The sequence below is a fragment of the Dyadobacter sp. OTU695 genome, from assembly GCF_038440355.1.
In the GTDB taxonomy this organism is placed as follows: Bacteria; Bacteroidota; Bacteroidia; order Cytophagales; family Spirosomataceae; genus Dyadobacter.
Map to the genome: position 1 here is coordinate 259,360 of NZ_JASATN010000002.1, position 24,916 is coordinate 284,275.

Consider the following 24,916-nt stretch of genomic DNA (forward strand, 5'->3'; position numbering starts at 1 on the left):
GAGCTCATTCTTTGGTAGTTGCCTGCAAAATTAGAGTAAATCAACGATATTTAAGTGTTGAAAATCAAAGGTTCGCCACCGTTTGATAACCGGGCTGTTCCGCTTGCCTATCGCTATTTTGGCCCCCGCCCGGCAAAGGCCCTAAAATGCGAAAATTTCGGGAAAAATTAAGTTTTAAGGCAAAAAGCGGGTTGTTGTTCTAGTTGAAATTAGCTATTTTTACAAAACAATAAAGACCCATTTACGAGCGGTTTTTGTCCAGCAAAAGCCGCTTTTTTATGTACCAACCAAATTACTGTTACCATTTTTATGGCACAAGCAACAACAGATAAAGACAACAAACTAAAAGCGTTGCAGACCACGCTCGAAAAGCTCGACAAGACTTACGGAAAAGGTACTGTGATGCGTCTGAGCGACACTAAAGTATTAGATATTCCCGTGATTTCGACCGGTTCGCTGGGTCTTGACTTAGCCCTGGGCGTAGGCGGCGTTCCCCGCGGACGTATTGTGGAAATCTACGGACCCGAATCATCGGGTAAAACTACATTGTCGATGCACTGCATTGCCGAAGCCCAGAAAAAAGGCGGCCTGGCAGCGTTCATCGACGCCGAACATGCCTTTGACCGTTCCTACGCTGAAAAGCTCGGTATCGATACCAGCAACCTTTTGATTTCACAACCCGATAACGGGGAGCAGGCACTCGAAATTGCCGAGCACCTGATCAGCTCCGGCGCTGTTGACATTATCGTAATCGACTCGGTGGCGGCATTGGTACCACGCGCCGAGCTCGAAGGGGAAATGGGCGATAGCAAAATGGGTTTGCAGGCACGTCTGATGTCCCAGGCGCTACGTAAGCTGACCGGGGTTATCAACAAGACGGGCTGCTGCTGTATATTCATTAACCAGCTTCGTGAGAAGATAGGTGTGATGTTCGGTAACCCTGAGACTACCACCGGTGGTAATGCATTGAAATACTACGCCTCGGTGCGTTTGGATATTCGCCGGGTGGGTCAGATCAAGGAAAGTGCTGATGCGATCCTGGGTAACCGTACCCGTGTGAAAGTGGTAAAAAATAAGGTAGCACCTCCATTCAAAGTGGTCGAATTCGATATCATGTACGGGGAAGGCATTTCCAAAGTAGGGGAGATCATCGACCTCGCTGTGGAGCTGGACATCGTCAAGAAATCAGGCTCCTGGTTCAGCTACGAAGGTAACCGCCTTGGACAGGGCCGCGACGCAGTGAAAGCGCTGATCAAAGATAACCCTGAGTTGATGGATGAGCTGGAAGGCAAGATCCGCGGCCAGGTCAACGTAGATCCGGACGTGTTGATCGATACCAGCGAGCCTAACATCGCTGACGACGGTGCTCCGGAATAAGCTTATAAATATGGATCATAAAAAATGCCCTGCTTTTGGCGGGGCATTTTTGTTTATAGTCTGTTTGAAGATCAAGCTTAGAATGGCTTGCGATCATCATCTTCGTCTTCGTCAAAGTCATAGTCGTCTTCTCCCGGACCGGAAAACATGCTGCTGACCAGGTCCTGGAATTTCATGCCCTGATCAAGCGATTGCTTGCCTACCAGCGAGAATTCGGCCATGCCGTGCAGGGCGAATTCCATCATGAAAAGCTTTTCCTCGGCATCACCGTAAGCCGAAAGCATATCCACGAAATCATCCAGGCCGTCGATGGTTTTCAGCCGGGCGATGTACTCGCGATCGGTCATGTCGGCAGGCATTTCCATTTCATTGCCCGCGCCAAACCATTCGACCACTTTCGCGTAAGGGTTGATCTTGCTTTTCTTGCTCTTTTCGGGGTCGGGGAAGAAGTTCAAAAACTGGGTACGGATCGCTTTCCCGATCAGGTTCTGCGCCACGATCACCGGGCCTTCGACTTCACCTTCGTAAACCAGCTCAACCTTTCCGCAGATCGCTGAAACAACCCCATAAAGGTCCGAAATGCGCACGTAGGTGGAGGTCTCCCCGTTTATCAGCGCCCTTCTCTCTGCTGTGCTCAAAAGGCTTTCATAAGCCGAAATCGTTAGACGCGCCGAAACGCCGCTTTTACTGTCGACATATTCGCTTTCCCGCGCTTCGAATGCGATCTGTTCGATCAATGTCTTTACCAGTTCGTTAAGGCGCACTGTGCCTTTTTGCTCTGGCTTGACAACCGCTTCCTGCTCGGTAATACGTTTTCCGGTTTCGATCGTTTTGGGGTAGTGGGTGACGATCTGGCTTTCGATCCGGTCTTTCAACGGGGTCACAATGCTTCCGCGGTTGGTATAATCCTCGGGGTTGGCAGTGAACACGAACTGGATATCCAACGGCAGCCGTAATTTGAAACCGCGGATCTGAATATCGCCTTCCTGCAAAATGTTGAATAGTGCGACCTGGATACGCGCCTGCAAGTCAGGTAATTCGTTGATGACAAAAATGCCACGGTGCGAGCGTGGAATGAGCCCGAAATGGATTACGCGCTCATCGGAATAGGGTAGTTTCAGCGTCGCTGCTTTGATCGGGTCGACATCACCGATCAAATCGGCCACCGAAACATCAGGCGTTGCCAGTTTTTCTGTGTAGCGCTCATCGCGATGCAACCAGCCTATTTCTGCATTCTCGCCCTGATCGGCGAGTACATCCTTGGCGTAGCGTGAAAGCGGCGCCAGCGGATCATCGTGCAGCTCCGAATTTTTAATGTATGGAATATACTCGTCGAGCAGGTTGACCATCATCCGCGCGATACGCGTCTTGGCCTGCCCGCGCAAACCCAGGAAGTTGATGTTATGCATCGAAAGAATGGCCCGTTCCACATCGGGGATGACCGTTTCTTCATAACCCCAGATTCCGGGGAAGACATTCTCTTTGTTCCTGATCTTTTCAATCAGGTTATCTCTGAGCTCCTGCTTGATAGAACGCGACTGATAGCCTGCTTTTTTTAGTTCTCCGAGTGTTCGGATTCCCAGTAGTTCGGTGCTTGTAAGCTTTGAGTATGTCATGTATAAAATAGTGGGTTAACGCGCGTACGCAACCGAACGCATTTCACGGATCACCGTGATCTTGATCTGGCCGGGGTACTGCATTTCTTTTTCAATTTTCTGCGAGATATCAAATGACAACAGACCCGCTTTTTCGTCGGATACATTGTCTGCATCGATGATCACGCGCAGCTCGCGGCCCGCCTGGATCGCGTAGCATTTCTCTACGCCGTCAAAGGAAAGCGCAAGGTTTTCCAGGTCGCGCAGACGCTGGATATAAGATTCCATCATTTCTCGGCGTGCGCCCGGGCGTGAGCCGGAAATCGCGTCGCAAACCTGGATGATCGGCGATAGGATAGAGGTCATCTCGATCTCGTCGTGGTGGGCTCCGATCGCATTGCAAACCTCAGGGTTTTCTTTGTATTTCTTGGCCAGTTCCATGCCCAGGATCGCGTGCGGAAGGTCGGATTCTTCCGGCCATACCTTACCGATATCATGCAGCAGACCTGCGCGCTTGGCGAGTTTGGTGTTCAGGCCCAGTTCGGCTGCCATGGTAGCACACAACTTGGCGACTTCGCGAGAGTGTTGCAGCAGGTTTTGTCCGTAAGACGAGCGGAAACGCATCCGGCCGATCATTTTCACCAGTTCAGGGTGCAGGCCGTGGATTCCCATGTCGATAACGGTCCTTTCACCGATCTCAACGATTTCGTCTTCAATGTTTTTGCGGGTCTTAGCGACCACCTCCTCGATGCGGGCAGGGTGGATACGTCCGTCCTGAACCAGACGGTGCAGTGAAAGTCGGGCGATTTCCCTTCTTACAGGGTCAAAACCGGAGATAACGATCGCTTCGGGGGTATCGTCGACGATAATTTCAACACCGGTAGCCGCTTCCAGCGCGCGGATATTACGTCCTTCACGGCCGATGATCTTCCCTTTGATATCGTCATTTTCAATGTTAAATACCGATACGCAGTTTTCGATCGCGTGCTCGGCAGCAGTGCGCTGGATGGTTTCGATAACGATCTTTTTAGCCTCCTTGGTGGCCGTAAGACGCGCTTCTTCCATCGCACTTTTAATATATGATCCCGCGCGGGTCTCAGCTTCCGCTTTCAGCGCGTCTACAAGCTGCTCGCGCGCCTGCTCGGCGGTCAGGTTGGCGATTTTTTCAAGCTGGGCCACCTGTTGCTGCAATGACTTTTCTGCCTCTTCGCGACGCTTTGTCGCCGTTTCAAGCTGTTGGCTGAGGTTATTTTTAAGGGTATCCAGCTCGTTTTCCTTGCGTTTGGTCTGTTCAAGGCTTTGGTTCAGGGTCTGTTCTCGCTGTTTGAGCTTCTGCTCGTTACCTTGCAGGATGCTCCGCTTTTTATTGGCGTCTTCTTCGAATTCGGTTTTCAACCGGAGGTACTTTTCCTTCGCTTCGAGGATGCGGTCTTTTTTGATGTTTTCGGCCGCTACTTCTGCATTCCGGAGAATTTCAGCTGCACGTTCCTGGGCCTCTTTTTCCTTTGCGTCGAATGATCGCTGAAAGATGTACTTACCTGCAAAAATACCCACCCCTACGGCGATGATATCGGACAGGATGACGATGAAGAACAAAGAATTTGACATTTCAATAATGGTTATATATAGTTGGTTTTACCGACTACACCCGCGTTGAAATGCCGAAAGTGGAAGAAATTGAAAGTATATTTTTGCAGATGCTGTAAAAATCAAAGGTCAGGTATGGGTGTCAGCTCTCGATAGCACTGGCGAGGGTCTCGTCCAGTTTTTCCACTCTGCTCTTAAAAGCCGCTACCAGGTCGTCCATTTCTTCCTGGTTCCGTTGTAATGCCACCAGGCACTCAATAGAAGTCAATGCAATGGCTTCTATATCACCGTATACTTTCCCTTTTAATTTATGCTGTTGCACACGCTGCATGAACACCTCATACCCGTCCCTGTAAAATTTCTCCTGATCCGCCGGAACGCTCAGTTTGAAACCTCTGTCCAGCAGTTTTATAAAGACAGAAACATCTGGATTGGGTATGCTATTTTTTTTCATAAGGTATCTTCAAGCAATTCGATGCACTTATCGATCTCCTGGATATATCTTTCAACTGATTCTTTCAGTTCGGCAATTGCGCCTGTTGGTGTCAGTTTACTAGTGACAAGTTTAGCGAAACTTTTAGACTTATTAAAGTCTTTTTCCAAAGAGGTGTATTTTTTCCTTATTTCTTTCGATTCTTCCGTGAGCTTCGCATTGGCTGCCCGGAGCTCTGCATTTTCACGCTGGAGCTCTGAGATCGACCAATTTAATTTCTCTTTATGATTGATCAGGATTTCGAGTTTTTTCTCGACGTCGGATAATTTGTGTCCGATAATACGTTCAGTGCTCCTCTCCATTTTTTTAAACTCAAAGATCCGATAATTGGAAAAACCGGGGCTTATTTTCTGATCACCGCTTCAAATTCCCTTTCATAGGTAGCAATAAGGCGCTGCATGGATTTGTCGATCACCTTGTCGGTCAGTGTTTGCAGCTCGTCCTGCAAAATGAAGCTGATCGCGTACGACTTTTTGCCTTCCAGGTTGGCGCCCTCATACACATCGAACACGTTCACAGCCCGCAGTAAACTGCGCTCGGTCTTGTAGGCAGCCTGGCGGAGCTCCTCGAAAGTGACGTTCTTGTTTACGACAAGGGAAAGGTCACGCCGCACCTCGGGGAATTTGGGCACTTCCGAATATTCAACGGCTGCACTGTACCGGCGCAAAAGGTATTCCCAATCAAAGTCGGCAAAGTACACAGGCGCTTTAATATCGAGCTTTTTGGCAACAGCTGCATTCAGTAAGCCGAATGATACCACTGGTTTTTTGTTGGCCAACAGCGTCAAGCCGCTTTTGAAAACAGCGCTGTCGACAGGCTGCTTTTGGACATCTTTGATTTTTAAAGCCGCCAGAACCTGGTTTACAAACGCAGCCAAGTCGTGAAAAACCACCTCGCGCGATTTTTCAAACCAGCTTTCCTGGCGGATATTGCCCGTCAGAAATACCGAAAGGCGCTCTTTCTCGATGTATTTACCATCGATCTCGTGGTAGGTTTTGCCGAATTCAAATACTTTCAGATCCTTCTGCCTGCGATTGCTGTTGTAGGCGATCACTTCCAGGCCGGAGAAAAGCAGCGTCTGGCGCATTACCGACAGATCCTCGCTGAGGTAATTGAGGATCTTCACCGGATTGCCCGGCAAGCTATCGCCCAAAACTGCGTGGTATTCAGGTTTGGTCAACGAGTTGTTGATCATCTCATTGAACCCATTGCCCACCAAAAGCTCCGCAACGCGCAGTTTAAGCTTTTCAGGATCGTTAACCGGGAAGTCCGAAAGGTAATCCGAGCTTAATGCATCTGAAAGCTCAACCTGACCGAAGCCATAAATGCGCAGGATCTCTTCGATCACATCCGCCTCGCGCTGCACGTCCACCCGGTAAGGTGGCACAATTGCCGTAAAACCGGTTTCAGTCTCTTCTGTAACGCGTATATCGAGGCTTTCCAGAATGTTTTTGATCAGATCCTTGCCCAAGGATTTGCCGATCAGCCGGTCGACATTTTTGTATTTGATATTTACCTTGAAGTCTTCAATAGGCTCTGGGTAAATATCGATCATGTCGGATGAAATGCTTCCGCCGGCAATTTCCTTGATGAGTAATGCGGCCCGCTTCAATGCGAAAAGGGGCATATTGGGATCGGTACCGCGCTCGAAACGGAATGATGAATCGGTTTTCAGCGAGAAGCGCTGCGCAGTTCTGCGCACCCACACGGGGGAGAAGTAAGCCGATTCAAGGAAAATAGAAGTCGTAGTCTGGGTTACGCCCGAGGTGAGTCCGCCAAAAACACCGGCAATACACATCGGTTCAGGGTTACCGCCTTCGCCTTCACTGCAAATCATCAGGTCATCGGCCGAGATTTTGCGCTCGACACCATCCAAAGTCACAAACGGCGTGTTCTCTGCAACCGTGGTCACAATCACTTTTTTGCCGGAAATCTTATCTGCGTCGAATGCGTGCATCGGCTGGCCGAGCTCGTGACATATATAGTTGGTAATGTCTACGATATTATTGATTGCGCGGATCCCAATGGTATGCAAGCGCTGTTTAAGCCATTCGGGCGACTCGGCGACTGTAATGCCGGAAATCGTCAAGCCCGTGTAGCGGGGGCAAGCCTGTGCATTGCGCACTTCTACGGGAATCGCCAGATTCTGGTTATCTACTTTAAATGCTTCAACGGAAGGCAATGTGACCGGCCGGTTTAAAACTGCTTTCAGATCACGCGCCACCCCATAATGCGAGGCCGCATCGGCGCGGTTCGGCGTCAGGCCGATCTCGATCAAGAAATCGGAAGAAATGCCGAAATACTCTGCCGCAGGCGTGCCGTTTGGAAGTTCGGTATCCAGCACCAGTATTCCCTCGTGCGAAGTTCCTACGCCCAGTTCATCCTCGGCGCAGATCATACCCTCCGAAAGCGCCCCGCGGATCTTGGATTTTTTCAATACCAGTGGCTGCTCGCTGCCGGCAGGGTATAAAGTAGTACCTACCGTCGCGACGAGCACTTTCTGTCCTGCTGCCACGTTGGCGGCCCCGCAAACGATCGAAAGTGGCGCAGTACCCCCTACGTCGACAGTGGTCAGGCTCAAACGATCGGCCTCGGGATGTTTTTCACGCGTGAGTACCTGGCCGATGACCACGCCCCGCAAGCCACCTTTTATCGATTCGATCTCTTCAATACCTTCGACTTCCAGCCCGGTGCCCGTCAATAAGCGGTCGATTTGCTCGGGTGTTTCAGTAATTTCAATTAAATCTTTAAGCCACTTATAAGAGATCTTCATCTAGAATGCTTTAATAACAATAAAAATTCAGGCGTCCGAAACCGGAAAATCAAGCCTGTTTGCAAAATTAATGATTTAGTTTGAACGGCATTCGGAGGCCGAGTGCTAAGAACCGTTTTTTATGCCGGTCAACGCAACCCGCGCCGCGCTATTGGTGGGTGGCCTGCTCGGTCACCTCACCGGCCGGAATGGCTACCGTAAGGGTGTTTTCGGCGGGAGGTACCGGACAAGCATAGCTTTCCTGGTAGGCACAATAGGGGTTATACGCCTTATTAAAGTCCAGTACGATCGTGTTGTTTTTGATCTGATCCACCGGATAGTCCAGGTAACGGCCGCCACCGTAGGTCTGCTTACCACTGGTGCCGTCGCGGAAAAGCACTGAAATAGTGCCTTCATTTTTCAAAAGAAGCAGTTTTTGTCTTTCTCCGGTGATGGTAAAATTAGCATACCCGTATTTTTCATATTTCTCGGTGGTGCCGTCAGTATATTTGACGATTACTTCCTTATCGTCTTGCATGTAAGGCGAAATACTGGCTTTTACCCGGTAAGACAGGTTGGGTTCGAAGTAATGCAGGCCGTGAAAGCTTTCCTTATCTTTAATGGGGGAGTCCTCGCCGGATTTGAACTGTTCGTCTTTATCGGCGCGCTCTTGGAGAATCTGGGCTTTATAGGCCGCGGGGTTAGCCGCGGCGGCATCCTCGGATGAAGAACCTGCACCGCCTATATTTTCGACAACGAAATAGGAAAGTATGGCGATGATCATCGCGATCGTGCTGTACCGGATTACTTTATTTTTGAACATGGTAGGGATAATATGCTATTAGGACTGCAAACTTACACCCGAATAGGCGCTTTGAAAAAGTATGGAGGGTTTATTTACTTTTTTGGAATAATTTTGAAACTTCGCGTCCATCGGGTTTGCGATGTTGGTTGAAATATATCTAAATTGACCTGGGAAAAAACTTTAAACACAATACCTGACCCATTGTATGTCATACACAAAACGAGTACTCATTGCCGAAGACAGTTCAGTTATTCAAAACCTGGCAAGGAAGATTTTGGAATTTCAGCATTATGAAATCACTTCCGTGAAAAACGGCGAGCAAGTGCTGCAATTGCTTGAAAAAGAGGATTTTGATATAATTCTCTTGGATATCAATATGCCAGTGATGGATGGAATGGAATGTGCAAGAAGCATCCGCAAATTGCCTAATGAGAAGAAAGCCAAGACACCGATCGTGGCCATCACGGGCAATGCCAAAAATTATTCAGAGGAAGATTTCAAAGAAGCAGGATTTGACGATGCGCTGATGAAGCCCCTGAATTTCGACCGCCTGGTTGAAGTGGTGGCGCATCTGACTGAATAAATACCTGATGAGGATTACATTTTTAGGAACCGGCACATCGCAGGGGGTACCCGTTATTGCCTGCGATTGTGTCGTTTGCCGTTCTAGTGACCAGCATGACAAGCGTTTACGCACTTCCGTATGGATTCAGTCCCACGGTAAATCGTTTGTAATCGATACCGGCCCGGATTTTCGTCAGCAGATGTTGCGGGCTGATGTGCGAAATCTGGACGCGGCCGTCTTTACCCACCAGCATAAAGACCATACTGCGGGCCTGGATGACATCCGCGCATTCAACCATCGCCAGCAGATGGACATGCCCCTCTATGGCAGGCTCGAAGTGCTCAACCAGATCAAAACCGAATTCGCCTACGCGTTTTCGGAAAGACGATACCCGGGCGTTCCGCATTTTTCACTGCATCCCATTGAAAACGAGCCGTTCGAAGTAGCGGGTCTGCAAGTGATCCCTATCGAGGTCATGCATCACAAGCTGCCTGTTTACGGCTACCGCATCGGAGATTTTACCTACATTACCGACGCCAACTACATTTCCGAAGAAGAGCAGCAGAAAATCAAAGGCTCCCAGGTGCTCGTGCTGGACACTCTGCAAAAGGAGCCGCATCTTTCCCATTTCACACTTTCGCAGGCGCTTGATCTGATCGACAAGCTGAATGTGCCCCAGGCTTATCTGACACACATCAGCCACAAGCTGGGCCTGCATGCAGCAATCGAAAGCGAATTGCCACCACACGTGCATTTGGCCTACGACGGGCTGGTTTTGGACCTTTGATGCCCGTCGCTTGATGCCTTAGAATGTTTGTCTATGCACCGAACAGACCGGCGTAGTCCCTGGCGAACTGCTCAAAGCTGATCGCACTTTTCCCGGTCACGGCCTGGACATCATTGCAAACTGCGGCCGCTTCCTGACGCGCGTAATGCGCATAGTCTTCAATCAGACCATCGGCCTGCCAGTTTCCGAATCCGGCGGCAAGCAGGCCTGCCTGCATCTGAGCGGGCGCTACGTCTATGAACTGTACGGGCTTATTGAGCACGCGCGAGAATATGCCGGCCATTTCATGGTGGCTTAGCGGCTCAGGGCCGGTAAGGTCGTATATTTTGTTTTCGTGTCCGGGCTGAGTCAGGCATGCGGCGGCAACGGCTGCGATATCCCTGACATCGATCGCGCTAACTTTTCCAGCGCCGATGGCGGCAAAAAAATGCCCTTTTTCTCTGATGTAGTCTTTAAAGGAGAGCACCCCCTGCATATACAGGTTGGGCCTGAGGTAGGTGTATGTAAAGCCAAGTTCCTTAATTCTGTTTTCCACTTGTGCATGATAGCGCAGAAACCGCACAGGGGAGGATTCACTGGCGGCAAACTGGGATAGTTTGACAATATGCCTGACGCCGGCGCGATGTGCCGCCTCCACGAAGTTGATCTGCAGACTTTCTGCCTGCTGGGACGAATTGGTCAGAAGAAACGCCGTTTCTATGCCTTCAAGGGCGCGCTGAAAACTTGCCTTATCCGCAAGATCGCCCGTAATGGTTTGCACATGCGGCAAGCCGTGTAATGGTGCTGCCTGAGAATCACTGCGGACCAATGCTTTAACCTGCACGTTTAGCGGCTCCAACTGCCGGATTAGCTCCGTGCCTACCGATCCGGTAGCACCTGTAAGAAAAATGTTTGCCTGTTTCATAGAATTTGATTTTTTGAACAGGACAAAATTCCTCATTTGGTGCCAGGGAAAATTGTAAGAAAACGAAACCGGTACGCTTTACCCACGATAGATAAGAGGATTCCCAGGTAAATAATCAGTCGGGCTGCCTTTGTAGATCGCGTGTCGCGTCTTGGTCGCATGCACCTAGCACCGTATATTTATAATGAAGCGGCTTATCCGATGAATGTCAAATTGTTCTCACGATTGATCGTATCGCTCTCACATATCAGGATGCTTTCAAATTATTATTCCTACCAAATTATACCAAAGTAAATCCACAAGGACCGCTCAAATAGCTTAGACTTTGAATCCGGAAAATATTTCATTCAGGCTGATGACCATAGCCGATGCAGATGACATTTTAGACATTATCAATTATTATGTCGCTAATTCAACTTCGTACTTTTCTGAGACGCCTTTAACGAGGGACAGTATCCTGGATATGCTCAATGGGGAGAATATGCTTCCGAAATATGTAGTGCTGAGTGGCAAAGAGCTAATCGGATTCGGGTATGCCTATCAATTCAGACCGGAAAGCACCTTTTCGGAAACAGTTAAACTGACATATTGGTTAAAAGAAGGTTTTACCAGAAATGGAATTGGAAGCCAACTCTACAAAATACTGGAAAGGGAGCTCAGGGTATTAAGTATATCAAACATTTTGGTCAACATTTCGTCGGAAAACAAAGCCAGCCTGGACTTTCACAGGGCGTTGGGATACAAGGAATGCGGCAGGTTTGAGAGAATTGGTTTTAAGAAGGGCCGGCATTTTGATCTGGTATGGCTACAAAAATTTTTAACGTGATTTCTTACATATTGAGGGATCATAAAAGCGAGCTGATCTGCTTTGTATTGAGAAATCGACATCAATCAATTCATACATCAACCCGGCAGACTTCGGCCTGAAATTTTACGTAGCGACCCGGGCTAAGGCCGAGATAGTGCTTGAAATCGTGGATAAGCTGGCTTTGGTCGTAGTAGCCGCATGCCTCGACCACTTCAAGCCAGTCTACTTTGGCGGCCTGGTTTTGCAATAAAAGCATAGCTTTCAAAAACCTTTCATACCGCCCTCTTTCCTTGGCTGTATAGCCTAGGTACTTTTTGTGGTTTAATTGCACATTGCGCAGGCTTTGTCCGGTTTTTTGTGCGACCGCCTTGACAGGGTTGATCACGCGGTAATTGGATGCTTCTTTGGATATATCCTGGAAGGAAACCTCCCGGCATTTCAGGTATGGCCTGCAAAAGTCCAGGATCAGCTCTGTGCGCATCTCCAAGGTTTCATCTTTCAGGCTAAGCCATAGCTGAGTAAAACAATTCTGCTGCAAAAGCTGATCAGGGTGCGCAGCGATCATTCCGGACATTAGAGCCGGTCCGAAAAAGCGGTAAAATGCATCATCTTTGAAGTTGATGACTAACAGGTCCGCACCTGCCGGTAAGGTGTATTCGACGGGTCGTTTAATCGGGCCCAGTACCAGGCATTGATCCAGCGGAAGAGAATCTGCCCCGGCCTTAAATCTGACCGGGGATCCGAAGCTGAACACCATAATGGTCTGAAAGCTGGGAACCAGTATCTTATTAATATCGTCGCCTGTCCCGTTGAGTGCCCAGTAGAAGTAGGTTATGACGCCTGCGAATTCTGCCGGTGCGTGTATGCGATGCTCGCAATAGTCTTGGTGACGGTCCTGCATTGCCGTTTCTGATTGGTTTTAGCTATACCGGTCGTTACGCCAGGGGTATGCCGTGTTGGAATATCCTCTGAGCTCCCAAAATCCGAGCTGGTTTTGGGGCAAAAATTCGATACGGCTGATCCATTTGCTTCCTTTCCATGCGTAGAGTTGCGGGGTGATCATGCGCACCGGGCCACCGTGGTCTCGTTCGAGCGGCTTGCCGTCGGCGGTATGCACCAGCAACACATCTTCTTTCAAGGCTTCCTGAAGTGAAAGATTGGTCGTGTATTTGTCGTAACCATGACAAAGCACATGAGTGGCAGTCGGTTTGGGCATGACAAGCGCGGCAATGTCAGCCAGGCGAACGCCTACCCATGGTATATCCATGCGTGACCAGGTGGTAACGCAGTGAAAATCGCTCACGTCGTTGGTTTGAGGCAATGCCATAAAATCCTCCCAGCTTAGGGTGACAGGCGATTCCACCTCGCCGTCGACAATGAGCTTCCATTTGCTGAGCGGCACATCGGGTTTAAAGCCTAGATCGAGAACCGGCCATTTGATAGTCTTGATCTGTCCCACAGGCAGTTTTGGCATCCCGTGGCGGTTAGGCGAACCACTTCCCATCGGGCGGGCATCAGCAACGGAAGGTGTTTGGGCCATTTGCAGCTCGAAGCGGGCCTTCAATTTCATCCGCGCTTCGATAATTTTATCTAGTTTACTATTTTCTTCCATCTGAATCGATAGTTAGGTGCTGATCCATTGCATCATTAAAGCAGTCAAATACCCCCCATAAGTTCCGATGGCGTAGCCTAAAATTGCCAGCAGTACTCCGACAGGTGCCAGCGAGGGATGAAATGCAGCCGCTACCACAGAAGCGGAAGCAGAGCCGCCAACATTTGCCTGACTACCGACGGCCAGAAAGAAGAAGGGAATTTTAAGCCATTTGCAAGCGATAATAAGGATAATTCCGTGAATCGAGATCCATATTAAACCAATGGCGAACAGGCCAGGGTTGCCCGCCACCGCTCCCAGGTCCATTTGCATTCCAATGGTAGCCACCAGCACATACAGGAACAGTGATCCCAGCCTGGACGCACCATAATATTCCAGCCTGCGCACTGGCGTAAGCGAGAGCAGAATGCCTATTAATGTTGCAATGCTGATAACCCAGAAGAAGTTGGAAGTGAGGCTGTATTTTTCAAGCGCAGGATAGTTTTTGGCAAGATAAGGCGTGATGATTTCCGCTAATCCGTGTGCAAGCCCGGTAGCGCCAAAGCCTGCAGCGGCCAGGAAAATGTAATCGCGCAGCATCGGGTTTTGCTCATGGGCCTTTTGGTCCGAATCCAGGTGCTCTTTCACTTCCTGCACCGCTCGGCTATCGGCACCCAGCAATGCATCCATGCGTGAGGCAATGCCTGCGCCATAAATCAGTGCAGCCATCCACAGCTCGGCAATGAGCACGTCCACAGCTACCATTTGAGAGAAGAGCGCATCACTGGGTTGGAAGACCTCGCGCAAGGCCGTCTGGTTAGCCCCGCCGCCGATCCAGCTGCCAGCTATTGTCGCAAGTCCCCGCCAAACCGCGTCAGCCCCTTCGCCCGCCACGGTTGAAGGGCTGACGGCGCCGACAATCCAGAGCGCAACCGGCCCGCCGATCATAATGCCGGCTGTTCCTATCAGCATCGCTGCCAGAGCTTTCGGTCCTAGGCGCGCGAGCGATTTCCAATCCATTCCGACAGTGAAGAGCACCAAACAAGCGGGCAGGAAATATTTGGAGACGACCGGGTAGAGCTGCGAGGTTGTGCCTTGGATAATCCCAAATGAATTGAGCAGCCCTGGTATAAAATAGCAAAGCAGCAAGGGAGGGATTACGGTGTAAAACCGTTTCCAACCAGGCTGAGCAGCCGTGTAAAAAATGCCGGCAAGTATCAGCATCAAAAGTCCGAGCACTACGGCGTCGTTGGTAATCATGCGTCAGAAAATCAAGATCAGGGAAAGGTGAATGGTAAAAATAGCTTAAAAGTGCCAAAAACGTATTCTTACCACTTGCCTGCCGGCTGGTGTTTGTCGCGGGCCTCTGATTTTGTAACTTCACCGCACCAGATTATATCCATTCCGTGATGAGCACACAAGCCGGCTATTCAAATACCGCACTCAGCAAGAAACTTGGAATTAAACCCGGTTTCAAAATCCGGCTGATCAACCCACCTGCGCATTATTTTGATTGGCTTGAACCGTTGCCGGCGGACACCGAATTCTTTGAAGAGCCTGTCCAGGGCGCGGATTTAATCCATTTTTTTACCCGGCAAGCATCCCAGCTTGCCACAGAGTTGCCAGCGCTAAGAACTCAAATTGCTTCAAAAGGAATGATCTGGGTTTCCTGGCCCAAGAAAGCCTCAAAAGTCCCCACGGATGTGACCGAGGATGTGATCCGGGACCTGGCGCTATCCCTTAGTCTTGTGGATGTGAAGGTCTGTGCGGTAGATGCTGTTTGGTCAGGTTTGAAGCTGGTGATCAGGGTTAAAGACCGGTAAAACCCAGAATGACTGAAAGTGATCGGGGCTACCTATATATGATTTTTGAAAGAACTAATTTTGATATTCGTTTTAGAGCAAGTTTAATTGCTTGAAATTCAAAGTGTTATTTTGTTGTAGAGATATTTTTGTTTTGAAATCGGGATCGAATCTTTTAAACTTGTTGTAGATTTTATTTTACAGTACAGGATTGTTTGGTGAAATAATGTCTACAAGTGTACCAAATCCGCTGTCGTAAACGGAGCCGCGTCCCAAAAATAACCTACTCAACGTTAGCATTATGGAGAATTGTTATCAAAACCTCCTGCCAGGGGCAAGTCTGTCCCTGGTTTCCCTGAAACCCGGTTGTGGGCATCCGACTAAAAGTAGCCTGCTTATTAGCCATTCAATTTTACAGGCACCTCTTACGGAAACGCTTCACTCTCTTCTTGCTGGTAAGGACAAAAAGGACTTTTGCAATTCGGCAAGGACATGTGCCGCTTTGATCGTAGCCAATAAGCGATCTGGTTGCTGTGTGAGATGAAAGCAAACATACAAGCGTTTGCTTAGACGTCGTCTGTATTCCGGGGCAAAGTTGGATTCTCTTGCAGTCAAAGCGCCTGAAAGATTATGTCTGGTAATTATTCAATAGTCAAGCTTTACAGGCTATTTGACTTAGTAGTACTATGCCCGATTCAAGCCAACATCAGAGTACGCCAAATACCTTTACTAGTCCTAGATCGTATGAAGACAGACAGATTGCGAGCACCTTCTTCGGTGAGTTTTCTTGTAGACCTTTAAGGCAACAGGCCGGCGACCAGAAGCCGCTCAATTCCATTTGCAGATATTTAATTACTAGATCGAATGATTCAATTTTTAAAAGGACAAAGGGGAAATATGTGGGTTCCCTTTCTGCTCGCTCTTTGCATGAGCTTCCATTTACACGCACAAACCAACATTTCTGGAAAGCCCGGTCTGATTTATATCCCTTCTGCTCAGATGACCCAGGACGGAGCATTCCAGTTCGGTTACCATTTTAATCCGATTCGTTATGGGTTCAGGTTCAACCGTCGGAATTCAGAAGGCATTTATTTTGCCAATCTGACTTTACTGCCCAGACTTGAAATCAATGTCAACCTGCTCCGAATCAACAATGAAATAAAGAAGGGGCAAAAAGGGATTGGTGACCGGCAACTTGACATCAAGTATTTACTGTTGAAGGAGACGGCTAAGCGCCCTTCTGTGGCAATTGTGCTCTCAGCCCCTTTCGGGATTGATAACTCGCTATCTACCAATGCTGTGGTGGCAAGCAAAACACTTCACCTAGGCACCAGGCTGCACGCGGATCTAACTGCGGGGTTTGGAAGCCCTGTCTATATCCAGCGTGACGAATCCGAGAAGAGCAACTATGATATTTTTGATAACCTGGAAATTATCAAAAAGAAGAATTTAGCTTACCGGTATCTTTCGGGTCCATTTGGAGGTTTCGCACTACGTTTCGAGAACAAGTTTGGTTTAATGGCCGAGTGGGACAGCCAGCATTTCAACACCGGACTTTATGCTACTCTGTTCAGACGCTGGACCGTTCAGGCGGGTATTCTCAATTTCGACCAGATTACCTTCGGAACATCATATGCGGTTAATATGCTCACGCTTCCCAAACGGCTCCGCAACTATCAGGATCCCAAAAAGAGCGTACAAATGCCGGCTGAGGAGCGCTCCAGGCTGCTGAACAACTTTGAAAATCTGACCGTCGATTCAACTGCGCGCAAGGTATCCTACGAGCAGCGGATTTACCGCAATCCTTATGCGGGAATGCTTCAAATTCAGGCCGCCTTACCGGATTCTGGCGCCAGAGAATTAGTGCCGATGTTCCAGGGCGTGCCGCTGGGCGCATATCGGATGGATAAACGGATCAGCTACCGGCCGTTGATGAAAAATGAAATCAGCGCGCCAGGCTTTTTGCTAAAAAAATACAAGCTGGATTTTTGGCTGCAACCCGTATTTGCTGCCAATTTCGGATACCGCGAAAAAACCTTGCAAAGCAATACAAGTCTCCTGTTACAAACGCAGTTCTATCTTTGGAAGGGAATGGCTTTGAATGCAGGGGTGCTCTTCCCGATCACCAATGATATGGATGACCGCCCTAAGATTATTCGTCCCGCGCCGGTTTTTTTGAATCAGTTCCTTGCCATTGGTAAACACTTCATTAGCGCTTCGGCGGGCTACTTCTACAACGATCAATATGGGGCTAATATCCAATATCGCCACCACGATCTTAGCGGTCCGTGGTCTTTTGGTTTGGAAGGAGGACTTACCGGTTTATATTATTATACAAGAAAAGGCATTTATTACGAAAAGATGGACCACTTGCTGCTGGTTGCCGATGCGGCCTACCGGCTTTCCCGGCCGGACTTGACACTGAAAGTTTCCGGTGGAAGATACCTTGCTGGGGACGAGGGCGGACGATTAGACCTGATACGTCAGTTTACGAACGTGGAGGTTGGTTTGTATGTGATGAAAACCAACAACGGCACTACCGCTGGATTTAATTTTGCGGTTCCGATTCCGCCGGGAAAGATTGCCCAGGGTAAAAAAATCCGGTTGCGGACCACTGACGAGTTCCGCTGGGAATACAGCTACACGCGCGGTTTTAGGATAGGCGAGCGCTACCGCACCGGCTATCAGCTCGACCAGAAACTGCGACAATATCACACCGACTACCTCAACAGGCAACGACCATGATGTAATCGCTTCCGAATCGATTTTCAATACAGGAGGCGATTTTTGGTTAAAAGGCGATCTTATTCTTTCAGGCTGCGCCGGCGCCCGGTGGCGAAGTGTTGATAGGGTGAATGCGAGACGGCTTCAAGCTGGCAATCAGGGTTAAATACCGGTAGGGCGTCGGTTATGCTTACCGGTTGAAAAATAAATACCCTAAACAGTGATCCTTGGCGGCGCAGATGTTGTTGTCGGAAACGGAGCCAATCCGTTTTTCTAACCACCAATCATCCAAAATCTTCACCATGAACATGCAGCATGAAGCTACCGCCCTAAAAGAAAGCAGGGAGTTATTTGTCAAAATGGTTGTATCCAACTGGGAGCTGCAAAATCAGCGCCTGAATGGCTGGCTGTCGAAAATATCAGACCAACGTTTATCGCAGCCTGTGGCCGAAGGGAAAAACCGGGCAGTTTACTTGCTGGGTCATTTGATAGCCGTTAACGACGGAATGATCTCGCTGCTGGGCCTGGGTGAGCGCCTTTACCCGGAACTCGATGAGCTTTTTGTCAAAAATCCTGACCACACATTCGACCAGATCCCACCCGTATCGGAGCTGAGAGCCCAATGGGCGAATCTCAACCAGGTTTTGTCGGGCTATTTCGCAGAGCTCGGGGCTGAGGAATGGTTCAAAAAGCATAACGCGATATCCGATGAGGATTTTGCGCGGGAACCGCACCGGAATAAGCTTAATATATTGATTAACAGGACAAATCACGAGGCTTATCATCTGGGGCAGCTTATTTTTTTAAAAGCCTGATCTAGCTGCACGACTTTTTGTAAAAGTCAGGGATTTTGCAATATTTTACAGGATTATTCACCACTCTCATTAATTCTTCATCACTGATCACCATGGCTGTATACAATTTATCATTGAATGGTAAAAAGGTCAAAGTCGATGTGGAACCCGATATGCCGCTGCTTTGGGTAATACGCGACTTTGCCGATTTGAAGGGTACCAAGTTCGGTTGCGGAATGGCGCTCTGCGGAGCCTGCACGATCCACCTTAACGGTCAGCCCGCCCGCGCGTGCCAGACACCGGTTTCCAGTGTCGGAAAAAATGATAAGATTACCACGATCGAAGGCATCGGGGAGAGCAAAATGAACATTATCCAGAAAGCCTGGATAGAAGAACAGGTACCGCAATGCGGTTACTGCCAGTCGGGACAAATCATGTCGGCGGCTGCATTGCTCAAATCCAACCCCAACCCGACCGATGCGGATATAGACGCGGCAATGAGCGGAAACCTTTGCCGCTGCGGAACCTATGACCGGATCAGAAAGGCCATTCACCGCGCTTCCGAGCAAATGAAGGTCACCGAAAAAGGAATCGGTCAGCGCTAATGCCAGTTCATCAACCTTAGCCCCAGAAAACATTGGAAAATATACAAACATCGCGGCGTGACTTTCTGAAAGCCGCAGGATTTACTTCGCTCGGGCTTGCCGTTGGCATTTCGGGCTTCACCAAGGATGCCAGCCTGAAAAAAATAGCCGCCGCGGTATTGAAGCTGGAAATCAACCCGTTCATCATCATCGATACGGCAGGTACTATTACCCTTGTGAACCCGCGCCCGGATATGGGCCAGGGCTCAACACAAGCCGTGCCGTCGCTGCTTGCCGAAGAGCTAGAAGTGAGCCTGGAAAAAGTACTGATCGTGCAAAGTGATGGTATGGGCAAGTACGGCAGCCAGACCTCGGGCGGAAGCAGCTCGGTCCGTGAACTGTGGATGCCGATTCGGAAAGCGGGTGCGGCAGCGCGGGAAATGCTCACAAGCGCCGCAGCCAAAAGATGGAATTTGCCCGCATCCGAATGCACGGCCGAGGACGGTAAAATTTGGCATAAGGCAAGCGGCAAAAGCCTTTCATACGGAGAACTGGCCGATGATGCCTCCAAGCTTGAAATTCCGAAAGAACCCAAGCTGAAAGATCCAAAAGATTTTAAGATCATTGGAAAGTATAATAAGCGCCTGGATGTGCCCGAGCGTGTGACAGGTAAGGCTGTTTACGGTCTGGACGTCGATGTGCCAGGAATGGTATATGCCGCAATCGTGCATTCCCCGATGATCCACGGCAAGGTAGCCTCGATCGATGATGCAGAGACAAAAAAGGTAAAGGGCGTTTTGCAGGTGCTTAAAACCGAGCGTACAATGCCGCACCGTACCTCGGACGCTGTTGCGGTGGTTGCCACCAACTGGTGGGCGGCCTTAAAAGGTAAACGGGCTTTGAAGGTTAATTGGGATAATGGTAATTATGCCAAAACTGTTGATACTGCCAGCTACTTTGCCGCCACTTACGAGGCGGCCAAAAAAGAAGGGGTGAATTTTGAGGAAAAAGGCGATTTCAGCGCAAAATATGCCACTGCCAAGGATAAGCTCGAATCGCATTATGAGACGCCGTTCCTTGCCCATGCGCCTATTGAGCCCGAGAATGCGGTCGTGCACGTAAAAGACGATGGTTCGGTCGAAATATGGGCACCTATTCAAGGGCCTGACTGGGCATTGCGGGACGTTTGCGGGTATTTGAAGGTCAAACCCGAGCAGGTCAAAATCAACGTGACATTGCTCGGCGGTGCATTCGGGCGTAAAGCATATCATGACTTCCTTCTGGAGGCCTGCCATATTTCAAGGGAATTGAAAAAGCCCGTGAAAGTGATTTGGACGCGAGAAGATGACATTACCCAAGGTCCTTACCGGCCGGGAATGCTCAGCCACATGCAAGGATTTGTGGAAGACGGCAAGATCACCGGGTTTCATCATCACGCCGTTGGTGAATCGATTGTGGGGCAGGTTTTCAAAGGCCTCAAAGACGATGAGGCAGACCCCTGGCTTAGCGAAGAGATCAGTACGGGAAATAACAAATACCAGTTTGCGACCGCATCAAAAGTTAGCTGGACGAACGTCAAAACAGACATTCCCGTGGTTTGGTGGCGCTCGGTATATGCCTCCAACTTCGGTTGGGGCCAGGAATGCTTCGTCGATGAGCTGGCGCATCTGGCAAAAAAGGACCCGTTGAAAGCACGTCTTGAAATCCTGCCCGACGAGCGCTTCAAAAAAGTGCTTGAAACGCTGGCCGAAAAGGCAAATTGGGAGGAGAAGCTTCCGGCGGGCAGCGGCAAGGGAATCGCAGTCTTCAAATCGTTCGGCAGTATTTCGGCCTGCTGCATCACCGTATCTAAAAAGGATTCGGGGGTGAAAATTGACAAAGTAGTCTCGGTGATCGACTGCGGTTATTATGTAAATCCAGACAATGTCAAGGCGCAAACTGAGGGTAACATCGTCATGGGTATCACCGCCGCTATCAAGGATGGTATTACATTCACCAATGGCATTTGTGATCAGAGCAATTACCACCAATTCAATATTATGCGCATCAACGAAGCTCCGGCTATGGAAATCCACATTGTCGATAGTGGCGCTGTGCCTGGCGGAGTGGGAGAGCCGGGGCTGCCGCCAGTTGCGCCTGCATTGGGTAATGCGATTTTCGCAGCGACCGGTAAGCGGCTTAGAAAACTGCCATTTGATATAAACAATATTGCCTGAGACGATGGCCTATGAAGAGCGAATAGCTGACCGTATCCGTGAAGCTTTGGCCAATCACCCCCTGGCTGCCCAGCACCTGGTGGAGGAGAAAACCCTCTTCCAGGGGTTGGCTTTTATGGTCGACGATAAGTTATGCATCTGCGTTAGAAACGACGTATTACTATGCCGGATCGGCCCCGATGTGTATGATGCTGCCCTTGAAATGGCCGGCGTCGAGCCAATGATCATGAACGGTCGGGTGGCGAAAGGCTATGTGTACGTAAGTCCGCAGGGTTATGCTTCCCGGGAGGCTTTTGATTCTTGGGTGGTTAAATGCCTGGAATTTAATAAAGTGGCCAAGTCTTCCAAAAAGAAGAAGTAATGCAGGAGTTGTTGGTCAGTAGAAAATACCAGTTAGAAAAGTTTCCTGGAAAGGGCGGCTGGACCTACGTAGTTATCTCCGAAATCCCGCAAAACGCCAAGCGTAAGTTCGGAATGGTGAAAGTCAAAGGACGCATCGATGATTATGAGCTGTTGGGCTATAATCTGATGCCGATGGGGACCGGGCAACTTTTCCTTCCGGTTAAGGCTGAAATTCGAAAGAAAATAAGAAAAAAAGAGGGAGATTGGGTGACTGTCGAGCTCTATGCCGATGATTCCGCTTTAAATATTCCCCAGGAGCTCATCGATTGCCTTAAAGACGAGCCCAAAGCTTACACAAACTTTATCAAGCTCAGTGAAGGCGCCCAAAAAGAATACCGGGATTGGGTCTACTCCGCCAAAAAGGACGAAACCAAGGTCTTGCGTATCGCAAAAATGATCGATATGCTGCTGGAGGGCAGGCGCCTTACTGGTGATCAGCCAATTTAGACGAATACACGCAGCCAAAAATCCCTACCCAGATTGATGGATAGGGATTTTTACTTTCAATCGATGGATTATTCAGCGCCGTCTGTTTTAGCTCTCTGAACAGCGTAGCCCCCTATCTTATGGCCGGTTGCCAGGCCTACTTCACAGTCGAAGCGGTAGTGAATCAGACCATAGATCCGCGATACCGATGCTTCGGAAGCCATATCATCAACTTCCTTCTTTTTGTCTGGGAAGATGTGCGCCAGCACTTCGGCAGCTGCGCCAGAGAATGTGGAGTGCCCCGAGGTGTAGGAAGGGAAGTTAGGCAATCCCACAGAGGTTTTAATTTTGCTGCTCATTTGGTTTGGACGCGGGTAGTAGTAGTAATACTTCACATCCCAGCAGCAAATTCCAGCATCTTGCATAGTCGTTCCCAACAACGCCAGCGTACGGGCAGTACGCACCTCGCTGTATTTGTTTTCGTGGCATAATTGTGCGCCTTTTCTGTGCCAGTGGCCGGGCGGGGTATAGCTGCCAACGCCGTCAGACCAGAAGCTGGCGATCCGGGCTTGCTCGCGGGTTTGGTTCTTGGCGATATCGAGCAGTTCGTTCAGGTCTTTCTGGTAGGCCGGGCTTCCGATCACCGGAGGTGCCTCAGGGCGAAGCGCAACTACTGTGGCCGAGTCAAAATTCCAGGTTTTTACAAAGCCATAGGTAGGTAGCATCGGCGGGCGAGGTGGGAATTCCTGGCTTACCCATGGTTCGGTAACGCCTATTTTGCGCGCATTTGCGATCATGGCGGCAGTTTGTGCCTGGTTGTTAGCAGCTCCCATTTTGTCTGTTTTGGCTCGGGCCATGATTTTTGAGCCAACTGCTTTGCCCAGATCCGAACCAGCCAGGATATCGCTTTCCACATTCATTCCTGCCGATATTCTGCTTTGCTTATGTTCTGCCAGTTTGGCGTCCAGATACGGTACTTCGCCGGGAAACATCGCTTTGAGAATAACACAGGAAACTTCGGCAACCACTGCATCTTCGGAGGGATACGAGGGAAGCTCGCTGACGGGAAGCAGCGTTTTGATGGAAGCGTCGTTTTTAGACGGAGCCTTGCGGCTGTATTTGAACTTGTAATTCCATGCCGCCACCAGCGCGTCATATTGTGCTACGCTCAGGTATGCCAGCGCGCGTGCCGTGTAAGGCGGGTTGGCGAACGGAAATTTGGGGTCTTTCAATGGGTTGGCAGCGTCGGGGACGGGATATTTCCCTTCTGCATTGGAGGCAGGAGGGGTATTATAGCGCGCAGCTAGTTCACGCGCTATTTCGTTCCAGCGGTAAACGGCCCCAGCTCCCCAATAGTTGATTTGATCACGTTGCTGCGGGGTAACCGCCTCTGTCGCTTGTTTTAATTTTTGCAGCTCTGCTTTGTATTCAGCCGAGGTTGCTTCCTTGGGTTCGGCAACAGCGATTTCACCGGATGAGGCGAGTACATAAGGCTTCCAGGTCCCCGCTTTTTCATCCAGGCTGGAAGGAGTATTGATACCTGCGGTCGGTTCGTCTACCGTCTTCGAACAGGACCACAGCAACATCACCGCCATAGCGGGCATGGCAAGCCGGGTGAGTGATTGCCGGAGGGAGATATAATTGATTTTCATTTGTTTCTGTCAGAGATATTAGTTTTTAGCTTCTTTGGCGTAACGAAATTGGTAAAGCACTCCCAGCGTAAAGGAGGTGCTCTGACCAACGTTCTGCCCGTCGATCACATGCGCGGCGCGCGCATTGACACCGATGTTTTTAGGCTGAAATTTGGCATAAACCCCAACTACGGTCGATTTCATATTGTTGGTCGGGAAGGGCATGTCATTGCGGCGAATGTTATCGCCTCCATCACAGGCGCCATACTCTACGAACGCTTCGGCCTGGATGGCTTTTTTAAGATAGCCCAATCTTGCCGAAGCGTCATAGGCATTCGGAACGGATACTTTGCTGGTATTATATAATTTGTCGCCGGCTTGATAGGAATCGCGGTCGATGGTGATTTTGCTTCGGAAAATGTAGGAGCCGGAGGCAGTCAGGTAAATACCGCTCTTGTGGCGGTAGCTGGCAAGAAGCCGGGCGGTGGCCGTTTTGCATTGAAGACCGATGGACATCGGCAGGAAGTCGGGAATATAATCGGAGGCCGGAAGCGAGGCGCCTCCGATGGCGTGTAGGGAGAAGCCTGATTTGTTCAAAAAGCGGTATTTAAGCCAAAGGGAAGCATCCTGAACCCCTTTCTGCCATCTGAGATTACCTGTACTGGCCTGCGTCCAGACGTAGGGCAAAGCCACGATGGCGTTGAAATCTTTGGTAATACCTACGGCCAGCATAGGCATTACGCTTTGCGTCGTATGCGTGCCGATGTTGAGGTTTTCGCGTTTCAGCGAGTTTTCCCAGTACTGGTCCCATGAGCTGTGCGTGTAGGAGACTGCAAGACAGGCGGTTTTTTTGCCCATATAAATGGCGTCATTAGGCATCTGCGCGTATGCGGAGGAGAGAGAGCCGGCCACTGCCAGCAATATGCCGAGCAGGCGCAGCCCTTTTGGGTGTAAAGAACGTATCATAGATTATAAATTAATAGGATAGTGCACTTTATAAAGCGTGCGAAGAGTGTTGCATAGCACTTAACCTATCAGCATGGCTGATGGCAACGTGTTATGAATCAAAAAAG

The 24,916-nt window shown here is 49.6% G+C and carries 23 protein-coding genes; 11 read left to right on the top strand and 12 right to left on the bottom strand.

Annotated elements, in window-relative coordinates:
- Positions 1-309: 309 nt before the first annotated feature.
- A complete protein-coding gene (gene recA, locus AAHB90_RS06885) occupies positions 310-1,377 on the top strand; it encodes a recombinase RecA (protein ID WP_342084199.1) in 1,068 nt (355 codons plus the stop codon).
- A gap of 77 nt (positions 1,378-1,454) precedes the next feature.
- On the opposite strand, the gene AAHB90_RS06890 is transcribed toward recA, so the two are convergent.
- The 6 genes from AAHB90_RS06890 to AAHB90_RS06915 all read right to left on the bottom strand — a co-directional run bounded on the left by AAHB90_RS06890 (position 1,455) and on the right by AAHB90_RS06915 (position 8,627).
- A complete protein-coding gene (locus AAHB90_RS06890) occupies positions 1,455-2,993 on the bottom strand; it encodes a magnesium chelatase (protein WP_342084200.1) in 1,539 nt (512 codons plus the stop codon).
- Between the two features lie 15 nt (positions 2,994-3,008).
- Positions 3,009-4,580 carry a ribonuclease Y gene (gene rny / locus AAHB90_RS06895; protein ID WP_342084201.1) on the bottom strand — a complete coding sequence of 524 codons (1,572 nt, stop codon included), beginning with the start codon at positions 4,578-4,580 and terminating at the stop codon, positions 3,009-3,011.
- Positions 4,581-4,701: 121 nt separating this feature from the next.
- The gene (gene zapA / locus AAHB90_RS06900; RefSeq protein WP_090148933.1) at positions 4,702-5,013 is read right to left on the bottom strand and encodes a cell division protein ZapA; all 312 of its coding nucleotides are present in this window, start codon (positions 5,011-5,013) and stop codon (positions 4,702-4,704) included.
- Positions 5,010-5,354 carry a hypothetical protein gene (locus AAHB90_RS06905; protein ID WP_342084202.1) on the bottom strand — a complete coding sequence of 115 codons (345 nt, stop codon included), beginning with the start codon at positions 5,352-5,354 and terminating at the stop codon, positions 5,010-5,012. Before AAHB90_RS06905 ends, zapA begins: the two co-directional genes overlap by 4 nt.
- 41 nt (positions 5,355-5,395) lie before the next feature.
- Positions 5,396-7,825: a phenylalanine--tRNA ligase subunit beta gene (gene pheT, locus AAHB90_RS06910; protein ID WP_342084203.1), complete on the bottom strand. Its 2,430-nt coding sequence runs from the start codon at positions 7,823-7,825 to the stop codon at positions 5,396-5,398.
- A 148-nt stretch (positions 7,826-7,973) separates the two neighbouring features.
- Positions 7,974-8,627, bottom strand: coding sequence for a DUF1684 domain-containing protein (locus AAHB90_RS06915; protein WP_342084204.1), 654 nt, complete (start codon positions 8,625-8,627; stop codon positions 7,974-7,976).
- Positions 8,628-8,814: 187 nt separating this feature from the next.
- Here AAHB90_RS06915 and AAHB90_RS06920 point away from each other — a divergent pair, with 187 nt between their 5' ends.
- Together AAHB90_RS06920 and AAHB90_RS06925 are read left to right on the top strand one after the other, a co-directional pair.
- Positions 8,815-9,192 (top strand): response regulator, encoded by a 378-nt coding sequence (locus AAHB90_RS06920; RefSeq protein ID WP_149638454.1) that lies wholly within the window; start codon positions 8,815-8,817, stop codon positions 9,190-9,192.
- 7 nt (positions 9,193-9,199) lie between these two features.
- Entirely contained in the window at positions 9,200-9,961 is a 762-nt protein-coding gene (locus AAHB90_RS06925) for an MBL fold metallo-hydrolase (protein WP_342084205.1), read from the top strand.
- Between the two features lie 31 nt (positions 9,962-9,992).
- On the opposite strand, the gene AAHB90_RS06930 is transcribed toward AAHB90_RS06925, so the two are convergent.
- Complete coding sequence (locus tag AAHB90_RS06930) at positions 9,993-10,865, bottom strand: SDR family oxidoreductase (protein WP_342084206.1); 873 nt, start codon at positions 10,863-10,865, stop codon at positions 9,993-9,995.
- A gap of 325 nt (positions 10,866-11,190) precedes the next feature.
- Between AAHB90_RS06930 and AAHB90_RS06935 the strand changes: the two genes are divergently transcribed.
- Positions 11,191-11,691, top strand: a complete 501-nt coding sequence (locus AAHB90_RS06935) for a GNAT family N-acetyltransferase (RefSeq protein ID WP_342084207.1) — start codon at positions 11,191-11,193, stop codon at positions 11,689-11,691.
- A 70-nt stretch (positions 11,692-11,761) separates the two neighbouring features.
- Here AAHB90_RS06935 and AAHB90_RS06940 read toward each other — a convergent pair whose 3' ends face one another.
- Genes AAHB90_RS06940 through AAHB90_RS06950 form a run of 3 tightly spaced genes read right to left on the bottom strand, consistent with a single transcriptional unit; the run spans position 11,762 to position 14,524 of the window.
- Positions 11,762-12,574 carry a helix-turn-helix domain-containing protein gene (locus AAHB90_RS06940; protein ID WP_342084208.1) on the bottom strand — a complete coding sequence of 271 codons (813 nt, stop codon included), beginning with the start codon at positions 12,572-12,574 and terminating at the stop codon, positions 11,762-11,764.
- An 18-nt stretch (positions 12,575-12,592) separates the two neighbouring features.
- Positions 12,593-13,285 carry a molybdopterin-dependent oxidoreductase gene (locus AAHB90_RS06945; protein ID WP_342084209.1) on the bottom strand — a complete coding sequence of 231 codons (693 nt, stop codon included), beginning with the start codon at positions 13,283-13,285 and terminating at the stop codon, positions 12,593-12,595.
- A 12-nt stretch (positions 13,286-13,297) separates the two neighbouring features.
- The gene (locus AAHB90_RS06950) at positions 13,298-14,524 is read right to left on the bottom strand and encodes a DUF819 family protein (RefSeq protein WP_342084210.1); all 1,227 of its coding nucleotides are present in this window, start codon (positions 14,522-14,524) and stop codon (positions 13,298-13,300) included.
- 149 nt (positions 14,525-14,673) lie between these two features.
- Between AAHB90_RS06950 and AAHB90_RS06955 the strand changes: the two genes are divergently transcribed.
- The 7 genes from AAHB90_RS06955 (at position 14,674) to AAHB90_RS06985 (ending at position 22,233) form a co-directional block, all read left to right on the top strand.
- Positions 14,674-15,087, top strand: coding sequence for a DUF3052 domain-containing protein (locus tag AAHB90_RS06955; protein WP_342084211.1), 414 nt, complete (start codon positions 14,674-14,676; stop codon positions 15,085-15,087).
- 843 nt (positions 15,088-15,930) lie between these two features.
- Positions 15,931-17,811, top strand: coding sequence for a YjbH domain-containing protein (locus AAHB90_RS06960; RefSeq protein ID WP_342084212.1), 1,881 nt, complete (start codon positions 15,931-15,933; stop codon positions 17,809-17,811).
- A 281-nt stretch (positions 17,812-18,092) separates the two neighbouring features.
- A complete protein-coding gene (locus AAHB90_RS06965; RefSeq protein ID WP_342084213.1) occupies positions 18,093-18,605 on the top strand; it encodes a DinB family protein in 513 nt (170 codons plus the stop codon).
- A gap of 92 nt (positions 18,606-18,697) precedes the next feature.
- A complete protein-coding gene (locus AAHB90_RS06970) occupies positions 18,698-19,189 on the top strand; it encodes a (2Fe-2S)-binding protein (protein ID WP_342084214.1) in 492 nt (163 codons plus the stop codon).
- Between the two features lie 32 nt (positions 19,190-19,221).
- On the top strand, positions 19,222-21,384 hold the full coding sequence (locus AAHB90_RS06975; protein WP_342084215.1) for a xanthine dehydrogenase family protein molybdopterin-binding subunit: 2,163 nt from the start codon (positions 19,222-19,224) through the stop codon (positions 21,382-21,384).
- A 4-nt stretch (positions 21,385-21,388) separates the two neighbouring features.
- Positions 21,389-21,745 (top strand): TfoX/Sxy family protein, encoded by a 357-nt coding sequence (locus AAHB90_RS06980; RefSeq protein ID WP_342084216.1) that lies wholly within the window; start codon positions 21,389-21,391, stop codon positions 21,743-21,745.
- On the top strand, positions 21,745-22,233 hold the full coding sequence (locus AAHB90_RS06985; RefSeq protein WP_342084217.1) for a YdeI/OmpD-associated family protein: 489 nt from the start codon (positions 21,745-21,747) through the stop codon (positions 22,231-22,233). The genes AAHB90_RS06980 and AAHB90_RS06985 overlap by 1 nt, the downstream gene beginning before the upstream one ends.
- Before the next feature lie 68 nt (positions 22,234-22,301).
- Here the strand turns inward: AAHB90_RS06985 and AAHB90_RS06990 are convergent, their stop codons facing one another.
- Together AAHB90_RS06990 and AAHB90_RS06995 are read right to left on the bottom strand one after the other, a co-directional pair.
- Positions 22,302-23,864 (bottom strand): phosphatase PAP2 family protein, encoded by a 1,563-nt coding sequence (locus AAHB90_RS06990; RefSeq protein ID WP_342084218.1) that lies wholly within the window; start codon positions 23,862-23,864, stop codon positions 22,302-22,304.
- An 18-nt stretch (positions 23,865-23,882) separates the two neighbouring features.
- Positions 23,883-24,809: a hypothetical protein gene (locus AAHB90_RS06995; protein WP_342084219.1), complete on the bottom strand. Its 927-nt coding sequence runs from the start codon at positions 24,807-24,809 to the stop codon at positions 23,883-23,885.
- Positions 24,810-24,916 lie beyond the last annotated feature (107 nt).

What these genes read in the sequence shown, in the direction of transcription:
- pheT (WP_342084203.1), bottom strand. Translation starts at nt 7,825, where the DNA reads ATGAAGATCTCTTATAAGTGGCTTAAAGATTTAATTGAAATTACTGAA.
- rny (WP_342084201.1), bottom strand. Translation starts at nt 4,580, where the DNA reads ATGTCAAATTCTTTGTTCTTCATCGTCATCCTGTCCGATATCATCGCC.
- AAHB90_RS06915 (WP_342084204.1), bottom strand. Translation starts at nt 8,627, where the DNA reads ATGTTCAAAAATAAAGTAATCCGGTACAGCACGATCGCGATGATCATC.
- zapA (WP_090148933.1), bottom strand. Translation starts at nt 5,013, where the DNA reads ATGAAAAAAAATAGCATACCCAATCCAGATGTTTCTGTCTTTATAAAA.
- AAHB90_RS06920 (WP_149638454.1), top strand. Translation starts at nt 8,815, where the DNA reads ATGTCATACACAAAACGAGTACTCATTGCCGAAGACAGTTCAGTTATT.
- AAHB90_RS06965 (WP_342084213.1), top strand. Translation starts at nt 18,093, where the DNA reads ATGAACATGCAGCATGAAGCTACCGCCCTAAAAGAAAGCAGGGAGTTA.
- AAHB90_RS06950 (WP_342084210.1), bottom strand. Translation starts at nt 14,524, where the DNA reads ATGATTACCAACGACGCCGTAGTGCTCGGACTTTTGATGCTGATACTT.
- recA (WP_342084199.1), top strand. Translation starts at nt 310, where the DNA reads ATGGCACAAGCAACAACAGATAAAGACAACAAACTAAAAGCGTTGCAG.
- AAHB90_RS06985 (WP_342084217.1), top strand. Translation starts at nt 21,745, where the DNA reads ATGCAGGAGTTGTTGGTCAGTAGAAAATACCAGTTAGAAAAGTTTCCT.
- AAHB90_RS06960 (WP_342084212.1), top strand. Translation starts at nt 15,931, where the DNA reads ATGATTCAATTTTTAAAAGGACAAAGGGGAAATATGTGGGTTCCCTTT.
- AAHB90_RS06905 (WP_342084202.1), bottom strand. Translation starts at nt 5,354, where the DNA reads ATGGAGAGGAGCACTGAACGTATTATCGGACACAAATTATCCGACGTC.
- AAHB90_RS06890 (WP_342084200.1), bottom strand. Translation starts at nt 2,993, where the DNA reads ATGACATACTCAAAGCTTACAAGCACCGAACTACTGGGAATCCGAACA.
- AAHB90_RS06945 (WP_342084209.1), bottom strand. Translation starts at nt 13,285, where the DNA reads ATGGAAGAAAATAGTAAACTAGATAAAATTATCGAAGCGCGGATGAAA.
- AAHB90_RS06970 (WP_342084214.1), top strand. Translation starts at nt 18,698, where the DNA reads ATGGCTGTATACAATTTATCATTGAATGGTAAAAAGGTCAAAGTCGAT.
- AAHB90_RS06925 (WP_342084205.1), top strand. Translation starts at nt 9,200, where the DNA reads ATGAGGATTACATTTTTAGGAACCGGCACATCGCAGGGGGTACCCGTT.
- AAHB90_RS06995 (WP_342084219.1), bottom strand. Translation starts at nt 24,809, where the DNA reads ATGATACGTTCTTTACACCCAAAAGGGCTGCGCCTGCTCGGCATATTG.
- AAHB90_RS06980 (WP_342084216.1), top strand. Translation starts at nt 21,389, where the DNA reads ATGGCCTATGAAGAGCGAATAGCTGACCGTATCCGTGAAGCTTTGGCC.
- AAHB90_RS06940 (WP_342084208.1), bottom strand. Translation starts at nt 12,574, where the DNA reads ATGCAGGACCGTCACCAAGACTATTGCGAGCATCGCATACACGCACCG.
- AAHB90_RS06930 (WP_342084206.1), bottom strand. Translation starts at nt 10,865, where the DNA reads ATGAAACAGGCAAACATTTTTCTTACAGGTGCTACCGGATCGGTAGGC.
- AAHB90_RS06990 (WP_342084218.1), bottom strand. Translation starts at nt 23,864, where the DNA reads ATGAAAATCAATTATATCTCCCTCCGGCAATCACTCACCCGGCTTGCC.
- AAHB90_RS06955 (WP_342084211.1), top strand. Translation starts at nt 14,674, where the DNA reads ATGAGCACACAAGCCGGCTATTCAAATACCGCACTCAGCAAGAAACTT.